The sequence below is a fragment of the Flavobacterium sp. genome, assembly GCF_044377315.1.
GTDB lineage: Bacteria > Bacteroidota > Bacteroidia > Flavobacteriales > Flavobacteriaceae > Flavobacterium.
In genome coordinates this window covers 117,718-129,800 of record NZ_JBILJG010000002.1, presented here as the reverse complement: position 1 = coordinate 129,800, position 12,083 = coordinate 117,718, and the positions used below count along the sequence as shown (strand labels likewise).

9 protein-coding genes are annotated in these 12,083 nt (G+C 32.3%); 1 reads left to right on the top strand and 8 read right to left on the bottom strand.

What is annotated here, in order from left to right; genetic code table 11:
• From ACIQ66_RS01345 to ACIQ66_RS01320, 6 genes are all read right to left on the bottom strand, one after another.
• The coding region (locus ACIQ66_RS01345; RefSeq protein ID WP_396211018.1) for a putative porin at positions 1 to 1,637 on the bottom strand (1,637 nt) is incomplete at its 3' end.
• Between the two features lie 259 nt (positions 1,638 to 1,896).
• Positions 1,897 to 3,246, bottom strand: a complete 1,350-nt coding sequence (locus ACIQ66_RS01340; RefSeq protein ID WP_396211017.1) for a T9SS type A sorting domain-containing protein — start codon at positions 3,244 to 3,246, stop codon at positions 1,897 to 1,899.
• Positions 3,247 to 3,336: 90 nt separating this feature from the next.
• Positions 3,337 to 4,203: a hypothetical protein gene (locus ACIQ66_RS01335; RefSeq protein ID WP_396211016.1), complete on the bottom strand. Its 867-nt coding sequence runs from the start codon at positions 4,201 to 4,203 to the stop codon at positions 3,337 to 3,339.
• 2 nt (positions 4,204 to 4,205) lie between these two features.
• A complete protein-coding gene (locus ACIQ66_RS01330; RefSeq protein ID WP_396211015.1) occupies positions 4,206 to 4,748 on the bottom strand; it encodes a hypothetical protein in 543 nt (180 codons plus the stop codon).
• Positions 4,749 to 4,764: 16 nt separating this feature from the next.
• Entirely contained in the window at positions 4,765 to 6,462 is a 1,698-nt protein-coding gene (locus tag ACIQ66_RS01325) for a SusD/RagB family nutrient-binding outer membrane lipoprotein (protein WP_396211014.1), read from the bottom strand.
• Positions 6,463 to 6,469: 7 nt separating this feature from the next.
• The gene (locus ACIQ66_RS01320; RefSeq protein WP_396211013.1) at positions 6,470 to 9,643 is read right to left on the bottom strand and encodes a SusC/RagA family TonB-linked outer membrane protein; all 3,174 of its coding nucleotides are present in this window, start codon (positions 9,641 to 9,643) and stop codon (positions 6,470 to 6,472) included.
• 198 nt (positions 9,644 to 9,841) lie between these two features.
• Between ACIQ66_RS01320 and ACIQ66_RS01315 the strand changes: the two genes are divergently transcribed.
• The gene (locus tag ACIQ66_RS01315; protein ID WP_396211012.1) at positions 9,842 to 10,567 is read left to right on the top strand and encodes a ribonuclease HII; all 726 of its coding nucleotides are present in this window, start codon (positions 9,842 to 9,844) and stop codon (positions 10,565 to 10,567) included.
• 24 nt (positions 10,568 to 10,591) lie between these two features.
• Here the strand turns inward: ACIQ66_RS01315 and lipB are convergent, their stop codons facing one another.
• On the bottom strand, positions 10,592 to 11,287 hold the full coding sequence (gene lipB / locus ACIQ66_RS01310; protein WP_396211011.1) for a lipoyl(octanoyl) transferase LipB: 696 nt from the start codon (positions 11,285 to 11,287) through the stop codon (positions 10,592 to 10,594).
• Positions 11,287 to 12,027: a hypothetical protein gene (locus tag ACIQ66_RS01305; protein WP_396211010.1), complete on the bottom strand. Its 741-nt coding sequence runs from the start codon at positions 12,025 to 12,027 to the stop codon at positions 11,287 to 11,289. The genes lipB and ACIQ66_RS01305 overlap by 1 nt, the downstream gene beginning before the upstream one ends.
• Positions 12,028 to 12,083: the final 56 nt, after the last annotated feature.

Here is a 12,083-nt window from a genome sequence, read left to right as displayed (position 1 = left end):
TTGGAGAAATAAAGCGTGTTTCTTGTTACTATTTCAGGAACGTTTAAAATTGGGTCATCTTGAGTTGTTTTTTGATATAAAATAGTGTTGTCAAGTGCTAGTTTCCAGTATTTTATTTCTTTATTGGCTTTTATCGAAACGTAGTTTATGGTTTTGTCATATTGAGCTGGCGCAACTAATTGGATAGAATCGTAAACCGAATTGTTTTTGAAATACAAGTGGTCTTTTAGGCTAGATAATTGAACTTGAGCATCAATCCATTGTGTTTTTGCGTTGATTGTTGCTGCATTTATTTTTTCGTTTTTGAAATTATTGAACCAATTGTACGTTGCATAACTGCTTTGGTGCAAAATGAAGTTATTGTCGGGTAGTTTACTTAGATTTTGATACTCGAATGAGATTTGGTTTTTGGGGTTTATTTGATATTTCAAGTTGGCTTCGAAAGTTGAAAAAGTTTGGGTTGAAATTGCTTTTGAAACAAGAACATTTCCTTTTATTTTATTTTTACTGTAATCATATTGTCCGCCAATTGAAGTTAAGTGTTGCTTAATTCGACTTGGAATGGCACCTGTGGAGGTTATAATTACTTTTCCGTAATAATAATTGTAATTTAAATCGTCGATAAAGAAATTAAATTTACCAAGCGTTTTGTTTTCGTATTGAATACCAAGTTTATTATAACCTGCTTTGTATTTAGTTTGGTCGTTTATTGCAGTATTATAGGATTGTCCAAATCTGTTAAAAGACTGCTTATTATAGTTTGTTGCAACAGTTGCTTGGTTAAATTCATAGAATTTATTTTCGATAGTAGCTTGATGCGTAAGGTATAAATTGTTTTGATTATCGTTTGAATTTATTCTGAAATAATGGTCTAAAAACATTCGTTTCCCTTTTAGAAATGAGGAAGCATTTGGAAGATAAACACTTAATCTCAATCTGTCTCTAAAGTCACTCTCTGTACTTTCAAAATTTTCAATATCAATAACGCCGCCATTTTCTCCAGCTAATAAATCTTGACCAGTAAAATGAAATTTGGCGAAATATCTCTTATTTAGAGTATTATAACTTGATGTTAATCTAAAATTTCCGTTACTTGTAAGTTGATTTATATACTTTCCTTTGGAACGAAGTCCTTTGAAAGATAATGAAATATTAAATCTTTCAGATGTATTAACTGCAATTAAAGCATCAACACTTTGACCTTGTTCCATTACAGTTTTGAAATATAACTCGGTTAATGGCGTAGCGACAGAATAATAATTTATTTGATTTTTATCTTGAAAATTGAAATGTTTGGCTTTGAAACCAAATTCAGGCAATGCAGAAGATTTGTTCAAACCAAAGTCTAAAGTTGTGTAAGTATGTCCTTCGTTTGCAAAAGGTAGTAATCCGAAAATGTCTTTACGAAGATAATTGTATTCGTATTCATCTTTTATTGTTAAAGAAGTATCAACGTAGGTTGTATCTTTTTCAATAGTTATAATTCTATAGGAAGTAATTGGGGCTTTTTGGGCAATTTCTTTAGCCTTTTGTTCTTCTGTTTTCAGTAAACTTTTTTTAGGTTTATCTATTTTAGGTTCTTGAGAGAATCCCAAAAAAGAATGCAAAAGAAATAGTCCCAAAAGTAAAATTCTCATATAGCTATTTTAAAAGGCAAAAGTAAGTAATTCTTTTAAAATAAAATTAGATTGAAATGAAAATCCTTTCCTCGACCCTCTCCAAAGGAGAGCGAGAAAAGAATTATTTATAAATAATCAATAAAAAATTAAAAAGTATTCCATTTACAAAAGAGTGTAAAGAAAAACTACCCCGCCCTACTGGCAAACCTCCAAGGGATGGAATAAAAAAACCATTCACCGCGGTGAATGGTTTAATGTATAATTAAAATACTTTATATTATTGTCTTACAACTTTAATAGTTGAAGCATTACCGTTAGCATTTGTAACTTTTACTAAGTAAAGACCTGCATTGTATGAAGACATATCAATTGTAGCACTTTCTACAGAAGTAAAGTTAGTATTAGCAACTTGTTTTCCTAAAACGTCAGTGATAACAACATTAGAAATTCCTTTACCAGCAATTGTTACTACACCTGAAGTTGGGTTTGGAGAAGCAGTGAAAGATTTGTCGTTAGAAAAAGTTTCGTTAGATAAAAGCTCACATGCATTGTTAATCCAAAGCCATACACCACCAGAAACTGATGTTGCAGTAAAACCAGAAGCTAGACCATGAGTACCGTCAAAAAATTCTAGTACACCTCCACCATCTACAGCTTCAACATCTGTATCATTAATACTAACCCAATTTAAACCACCATCAATAGAATATGATGAACCTCTAAATCCATCTAATACATCTTCTCCTGTACAAACAACCACATCACATCCAGGAACAAAAGAAATATCAAAATTTCTGATTAATCCTTCAGGCGATTCAGCAGTCCATGTTGCACCTCCATCTGTAGTTCTGTGTTGACTCCAATCAGCATTTAAAATTAAAACACCTTCATTAGCGTTTTTGAACGAATAACTATCACCAGTTCCAAAATCTGCACTTGGAGTTTGAGAAACTGTCCAAGTTAATCCTAAATCTGTAGATTTTAACAATCTTCCTTTGTTAGTATTACACCATAAAATATTTTCAAAAGCCTCAAATCCGAAAGTATAACCATATTCTCCAGCCAATGGAGTTGGTATATTAGCAGAAGGAACTCTTGTCCAGTTTACACCAGCATTTGTTGTTGTATAAATTTCGAAATATCCACTTGCAGGATCTCCCATACAAACACCATTGTTTGCATCGAAAAAATGAACCCAGTTAGTAAATGAATCACTTCCAGTATTAAAAGAAGCTGTATTTTGTCTTGTCCATGTTACTCCAGCGTCTTCTGTTACCCAAATACCACCTGTTACACCAGCAGCATTAGGAAAACCAGCAACATAAGCTTTAGTAGCAGACATTCCATAAATAGAACCAATTGCTATATTAGTGTTTCCAAGGTTAATAGCTCCTCTTGTCCATGTAAATCCACCGTCAAGAGATCTAGCCCATTCTTGATATTGATCACCAGAACCGTCTCCTGCACCAGCACAAGCCCAAATAGTATTAGCATCTACATAAGTAGCTTGCCTAAATGTAGTTGAAGTATTTACAAATCCTGTAGAATACTCTTCCCAAAATGTTTGTTGAGCTTCAACAGTATATGCAGTAAGCATCAACGATAAAGAAAGTAATAATTTTTTCATAGTTTTTATTTATATAATTAATAGAATTACAAATTTAAGATAATAATTCAATTTTACAATTAATAAGATCTTAAAGTTTGTTAATTTTTACTACAATTCAGTTACAGTAAACTCAACATCACCTGCAACAGTAGTCGTTTTATTGATTTGAATTAGATTTTTAAGAGGTGCATCAACATATAAACCTTCATAAGTGCCTGTAAAGAATTCTCTTTTTCCATCAGGACGAACAACAATAAGTATATATGGCATATTTACAGGAGTATTTAACAAACTTCTACCCGTCATACTAAATACATAATTACCCTCAGCATTAGAATTATTAAGATCCCCATCTAAATTACCTGTATTTGCTACACGAATACTATGCAACTTACCACCACTTTGTTGTGTAGTAGGCTCAACAATAGTTCCTGAAGGCTTTTGTATTTTTAAAGCCACATCATTATTTCCAGATATATTTGGCCAAACTAATTCTACAGATAGTCTAGTTGCATTAGTAGCAGTAATACTCCCTGCTTTACCTGTTTCAATAGATAAAACATTTGACTTAATTAAGTAATGCTTTCCAATCTCAGCATGTCTTAACGAAATCGCTGTAATAGATAATTCAAATTGAGCGAAAAACATTTCTCCTGGACCAGGAGAAGCAATTTTTGCAGGTTCCAAAGGAGAAACTTGACCAGGTAAAATTTCAACTTTTTCTCTAATTCGTCCTCCTTGAGGATTAACCGCAGTAACTTCGACAGTTGCTGTATCTTTAAAAGTACGAGGCAATACAATATTGAATTCAACATCTTGATTATTAGTAGCAAATTCAACATCTGAAGTAATGGTCGCATCTAAAGTGATAATCTCTTGGTTACCTACAGGTGAACCAGAAAATTTTTCATTAGTTTCACAATTATACAAAAGTATAGAGGAAAAAACGGCAATAAAATTTAATATTTTTTTCATAATTAAAATGTATAATTTTTATAAGTATCATAAGTAAGAGGATCTGGCAACTCTACTCCAGTTTTAAAACGATAACCTTGCTTCATCGACTCTGTTGTCTTAACAACACCTGATAAATTTGTGTAACCCATTTTAACACCATTAGAATCATATGAATATGCAAGAAACTCATAAGTTTCTCCTTGTTTAACTTCAGAAATATCAAGATTAAAAAAATCAGCAATATCTTGCGATTTAATTTCTAATTGGTATGGAAATGAAGTTATAGTTCTAAATAAAGCAAAATCTCCATTTTCATAATTCCCAATACTATTTTTACGTCTTATAAATAATTCATACCTAACAATATTTCCACCAGGACTCGCAAGTGTACCTTTAAAAGCAGATGAACTTATATTAGTTGCATCAATAAACTTATCATATAATTTGATGTCTAAAGTGACATACTGACCTTGAACAATTAATGGTCTTGGATCTAAACTTTCGTCTTGTTCACAAGAAGAAATAAAAGAAGCTAAAAAACAAATTAAAAATATTTTTTTCATAATAAATAATTTAAAGTTAATGTAACACCGTTGTTAACTCATCCCAAAAAACTTTCTTAGTTCGAACGTTATTTGGCATATTTGGATTATTGTTAGCAGCGGAAGCAGGATACAAAGCTGTAGCAAAAAACACACCCGATGCCTCTTCTAGAGTAGGTTGAAAATTACTTGGATAACCTGTTCTTCTATAATTATTATATGGTTCAATACCATTACCCCAAGATGCAATATAAAACTCCTTAATAATAAGCTCAAGTTTTTTATCAGTAGAAAAACCATTATATTTTGGGCTTAAAAAATTCCAATAGGCATCAGTTGCTGAAGCTATAGCAGATTGCGTAGGAACACCAACTGGCATTTCAATAAATGTAGTAGTCTTTGTTATTGAGTTTCTTATTGCTATTTCTAATTCTTGTCCAGCTGCCACTGCGTTATTATTTTCCATTAACTGGTATTCTGCCAATATAAAGTGAACATAACTCGACAAAATAATTGGCATTATTCCAGCACCCTGTTGACCAGCTGTTCCACTTGTTTGAACACTAGCTGGACTAGTTCCATATTTACCACCTATTGGATATATACCAGCTACTGTTCGATTTTCTGCATCAGGTGGAATACCTGTATTATTTCCATGATCTCTACCCCAAAAACCACCTGCAGGCAATAGTGTAGTGTTTAACCCAGTCCAAGAAGTAACAAAATAAGGTGTTAATATTGAATTTTCATAAAAAGATCTGTATTTCAAATCAGTATAATGTGATGGTCTAGTATTAGCTGGTGCAGTAAAAGAATCTTCATCTTGAGCACTATCATCTTGTTTATAAAAATAGTAATTAGTTCTAGGATCAATAATAGTACCTTTTTCTACGCTAACTGCCCACATGAAATAATTTCCAATATATGCACCGCCACCTAATTCATATTGGTCATTATATAACGGATGTCTAGTATTAGGATTAAAACGAGAATTACCATATTGAAACTGAAAATCCTCTTCAATCATGTCAATGATATTTCCACTAGATATAATTGCACTCATAGTTGATTTAATATCAACTCCAATTTCAGATCCTGCTAATCTCGCATTGTTAAGCATTTTTAATTTTAATGTGTTAGCAAGTGTTATCCATGAATCTTTGGTATTATAGTATAAATCTTGAATCTTGCTACCTTCACGATTAGTCTGACCTAAATACGCTATAGCTTCATCAATTTCTATAAACAGTCCTTTATAAATATCTGCGCTTTTGTCATACTTTGGAGTTAAATTTGCATTTCCTTGCAAAGCCTCAGTGTAAGGAATGTCGCCAAACATATCAGTCATTGTAAGCAATACATATACTCTAATTAATTTAGAAGCTCCTAAAGCATACGTTTCACCTAACTCTATAGCTTTAGGCTCCATAACCTTAACAGCATTAAGAATATTATATCCATCGCTCCAAACTGCATTAAAATTTACAGGTCTAAAAGCGTTATCATAAGTATTTCCACCTGTCATAGCCATTTGACGAGTTACACGTTGCGTAAAATCGTTAGCGTCATCAACAAAAACAGGCAATTGTAATTGTACATAATTAAATGCATATACAGGATCTAATAACTCAACAGGCACTTGACTAGGGCTTTTTGTTTGTTCTAAGTCAAATGTTTCACAACTTCCTATTATCAATAAAGAAGTTAAAATAAATAAAGTTTTTATCTTTTTCATATTAATATTAAAAAGTTAAATTAAAATTAAAACCAATTCTTTTAGCAGTGGGACCAGTTAAATAATCAAAACCTTGTCCGTTACCAACTCCTAAACTCATTACCTCTGGATCAAAATTTAAGTATTTAGGAAAATTAAATGCTTTAAACCAATAATTCTGTGCAACAACACTTATAGACATCTTTCCAAAAGGAGTTTTCTCTAAGAATTTTTTAGGCAAATTATAAGAAAGAGAAACTTCTCTTAATCTTAAATTAGTTGCGTCATAAATACCATGCTCTCTAACAAAGAATCCCGAATTATTAAAACCATATTGGGTATAACCAATTTGTGTAGTATTAATATTTCCATTTGCATTTACACCAGGTAAAACTACAGTACCCGATCTATCAAAATCAGTATCTTTTGTCAAACCTCTTGATAATAATGAAGCTGCCGTTGTTGAGTAAATATCACCTCCTTTTTGAAATTCAAATTGAAAATTAAATGAAATATTTTTGTATGAAAATTCATTAATAACTGTTGCTCTCCAATCAGCATTTGGATCCCCAATTATAGTATCAGGACCTTCTACATAATTTCCATCACCTCCTACAACATAATTCCCATTCTCATCTCTTAAAACTTCACTTCCATAAATTACACCGTAAGGCTGACCAGGAAAAGCAAAGTTACCAAGATTAGTAAACCCAGCAATACCTAATTTGTCAACTCCAATTCCTAAATCTTCTACAATGTTTTTATTTTTTGTAAAATTTCCAGACAAATCCCAGCCAAATCCATCAGCAGCAGGACGTATCATCGCAAAATTAAGCCCTAGCTCAATACCTTTATTACTTACTTCGGCAACATTATCAGCTGTGTAATCATAACCTGATGCAGGATCTAAATCTCTCTCAATTATCAAATCAGTAGAAATTTTGCTATATAAAGACAAATCAACACCAATTCGATTATTTAGAAATTTACCTTCAAATCCAAACTCTAGTTCTTTAACCAATTCAGGTTTTAAATTTAAGTTAGCTAACTCTCTTCTTTGCGAAATATTATTTATCACTGTTCCATCAGCAGTCACAAAAGCATTAGTATTAACATTCAAACCAACACTTGTTTTATATGGATCAGGAAAACCTGCAGAGGAACCGTATCCAAGACGCATTTTCATAAAATTAATATATTTATTACCTTTAAAATACTCAAATGCATCAGTTGGAACAAATGAAAGTGAAGCAGATGGATAAAACAGTGATCTAGTTGCTTTTTGCAAAGAAGAATAGGAATCATTTCTTCCTTGAAGATTTAGATATAAATATTTTTTAAAACCTAAAGTTGTGCTTCCATACAAACCAACAATATTGAAACTTTGTGATTCAGAATAAATATCATCATTTACAAAATTTTGATGTTCTTGTAATCCATACAAAAACTGCACATCACTCCTTGCATAATTATACCTGTATGCCTCTAAACGGGGATTTAGACCTAGAGTACCATCAATATTCCAATTTCCATTTTTATCAACTTTGGTATCAAAATTATAACTAAATGTATGGTCAAAAACAGTGTTTTCTGTAATAGTAGTTCTCATAAATCCTTCATTATCAAAAGGCTGACCATTTCCTTTATTAATATAATACACTTTAGTTTGTGTGTAATTATCTAAAGCTAAACGATACGAAACATTAGACCAAGAATTGATTTCATAACTTGTGGTAATATTTCCAAAAAAACGTCTTACACCTTCATTATCACTTGCATTTTTAAGGGTCCATCTTGGATTAGGAATGTCTTTTCTATAATTCACAGAAGCATGAGTTTTAGGATCTTCGTATGGTAATCCAAACAAATCTAAATTTCTTGGTGTATATAAAATATTAGCGAAAACTGATGGTGCAGCTGCATTCGAACCAAATCCTGCAGCTGTAGGCGGAGCCGTTTTATTTGTTTTCACATAGTTCATAGTAGTAGAAAAACTAAATCCATTATTTAATTTTGTCTGACCTCCCATTGTAAGATTCAAACGTCTGTACATATTATTATCAATAAATCCCTGATCATCAGTATTACCAACCCCTAAATTATAAGAAGTGTTTTCTGAGCGTCCTCCAACATTTATTGAGGTTGTACTTACCATTCCTGTTTTAAAAAATGGTTTAACATTGTTTTGAGGAGCATAAGGAACAGTAGCACCTATGTATTCAGGAAAAAGATCTGGAGTTGCTAAATAAGCATAAGGGTGAGGAACAGTACCATCAGCATTTACACCTTGTGTACCTCTAACATTAAAATTTGGTCCCCAGTTAGAAAATGCTGAAGTAAAAACATTATCAAAACCATTTCCATAATTATCTTGATAATCAGGTAAACTAGCAATATTTGTGAAATATAGAGATTGAGACAAACTGACCTCCATTTTTTTGTTTAATTCCTTAGTGTTACCAGACTTGGTTGTAACTAAAATCACACCATTACGCCCTGCAGACCCGTACAATGTTGTTGCACTTAATCCTTTTAAGATACTTATACTTTCAATACTGTTAGGATCTAAGTCTAAGAAACGGCTAGAAGCATTAGTAGCTCCTTCAATGAAGTTTCCGTCAGTATTTGTATCAGAGTTGAATGGAATTCCATCAACTACAAATAATGGTTGGTTACTTCCTGTAATAGAAGAATAACCTCGAATAATGATATTAGTTCCAGAACCTGACAAACCACTTGTTTGTTGAATATTAACACCTGGTGCTTTTCCTGTCAATGCTCTTGCAACATCTGTTGAAGGTTTTGAAGCAAACTCTTCAGCCTTAATAGTGTTTACCGCATATCCAAGCGCTTTTTTCTCTTTTTTGATACCTTGACTGGTTACAACAACCTCACCAAGTTCAACACCACCAGTAGATTTTAAAACCATGTTGATAACATTTGAACCTCCAACTGTTGCTGTAGCATCATTTAATCCAATAAAGGAAAACAATAGAACTTCTCCAGCTTTTGCCTTAATTGCATATTTTCCATCTACATCTGTTTGAACTCCTCGTTTTGTCCCTTTTACGACAACATTTGCGCCTGGAAGTGGCCCTGTCTCATCAGAAACAGTACCTGTTACAGTTTTCTCTTGCGCAAACGAAAACTGCATTGATAACGCTAACAACAGCGTAAAAATCCATTTGAACTTCGATCTCATATTAAATTTGTTTGAGTTAGTTATTTTGCAAACTTCTTAATTATTTCTTAAATAACCAAATAATACAACGTAATATTTTTTATTACAACTGTTAAATTTATTTGCAGAATTCTGACGATGTTGCTTAAATTAATTCAAATGATGCAGAAAAGTGCAAAAGGTTGCTTGAAATTTTATATTTTTATCAAAATTAATTTCATGTTAAAGTTAAGGTATTCTGAATTTGAGTTGGAGTGTGGCACTGATGAAGCTGGTCGTGGCTGTCTTGCTGGACCTGTTACGGCAGCGGCTGTTATACTCTCCCCTGCACTCGCAAAAGGAGAGGAAGAAAATGAACTTATAAAAGTTAACGATTCTAAACAACTTTCAGAGAATAAAAGATTTGAATTGCGCTTTCTAATTGAAGATACAGCTGTCTCATTTTTTGTTACACATATATATAATGAAGAAATTGATGAAATTAACATACTTAATGCTTCCATGAAAGCTATGCAAGAGTCAATTCTGAAATTAAATCCGACGCCTGAGTTTATAATTGTTGATGGAAACAGAGCTTTGAATGCAAAATTAGGGTTGAAAAGTAATTCAGGTAAAACTTTTAACAAAAAAGAAATTGAAATTTTAAAATCAATCCCAAATCAAAGTATTATTAAAGGTGATTCTAAATATTTGAGTATTGCAGCCGCTTCTATTTTGGCAAAAACTTATCGTGACGAATATATGGATAGGATTCATGAAGAATTCCCGATGTATAACTGGAAACAAAACAAAGGTTATCCAACAAAAGAACATAGAGATGCAATTAGAAAATATGGCACAACCAAATACCACAGAATGAGTTTTAGATTATTGCCTGAGCAGTTGAGTTTAAATTTTCCTCACCCCCAACCCCTCTCAAAAGGAGAGGGGAGCCGAGTTAGATAAAAAAAATATATTGCTTTTTGAACTTTATATAAACTCAGCTTCAAAAAGTTGTTTGAAATACTTTAGAATTTTTTCTTTTACTTCTTCTTCATTTATTTCTTTTCCTAGTTCTACATGAAGCGATGTTACTGCCTTTCCTTTTATACCACATGGGATAATATTGTCGAAGTAACCTAAATCGGCATTTACGTTTAGTGCAAAACCATGCATGGTAACCCAGCGACTTGCACGAACTCCCATGGCACAAATTTTTCGAGCAAATGGCGTGCCTACTCCTAACCAAACACCTGTTTCTCCCTCGCTTCTTGTACCAATAATATTATAGTCTGCTAATGTTAGAATAATTACTTCCTCTAGAAAACGCAAATACTTATGTATATCGGTAAAAAAATTTTCCAAATCTAAAATGGGATAACCTACAATTTGACCTGGACCATGATAGGTAATATCCCCTCCTCTATTTATTTTATAAAAAGTGGCTCCTTTAGCTTCGAGTTGCTTTTCTGACAATAGCAAATTGGAAATAGCACCGCTTTTCCCTAAAGTGTAGACATGTGGATGTTCTACAAAAAGCAGAAAGTTGGGGGTTGGAAGCTGGGAATTAGAATTTCGGTTTTGAATTTTAACATCAACTATACCTTTAAAAAGCTCTTCTTGAAAATCCCAAGTCTTTTTATAATCGAGATTTCCTAAGTCTTGAAGTTGGATTTTTTTATTCATTATTCAAATTCTACTTCAAAGTTTAGTTTTTCAGGTTCTTTCATGTATTCGTTAAACGGAAATTCGATTGTAATCGTTTTTCGATCTTCACTATAAAGTGCTTTTTTAGTAGAAACTTTTTTGACTTTTTTAGGAAAATGATACTTAACTGTATAGGTTGAAGATTCATAAATCATTTTGTAAGCTGCTTCTGCTGAATCGTTTTCGGTTGTTGGCACTTCTTTTTTCAGTAATGTAGCTTTTCTTATAAATTTTTTTCCATCATAACTATACTTTAATATTGAATTATTATTCCCAAAACCAGATGAAGGAAGCACTGAATAAACCGACTTATCTTTTGCGGCATCTTGCGCATCATTTATAGTTGTCATGGCGTCTTGCAAATCGGAAACATTTTTAAAATCTGTAAAAACAGAAAACATAAATTGTTTTTCGGCTGGAATCAATTTGGTTCTCATAGAAAAACCTTCTAGTTTTTTTAATCGCTGTTGTTGTTCGATTGGAAGTTTAGCAATACTGTCCTTTTTTTCTTCGAAAAGTTGTTTGAATGTAAAAGTAGAATCCATTGGTTTTGTTGTACCTATTGAATCGGCTGGCATCATTGCCATTAAACCCGAAGCATCCATATCGACAGAAAATTTTCCTGTACCGTCTTCATTAATATAAATGTTTTCTGTAAAAGTGCAACTTGTTACTAAAACCATAGTTGCAATAGCTAAAAGAGGTCTGAAAAGCTTCATGCGATTATTTTTTTTACAAATATACAAAAAGTTTACTATCTAGCCCCGATTGCAGT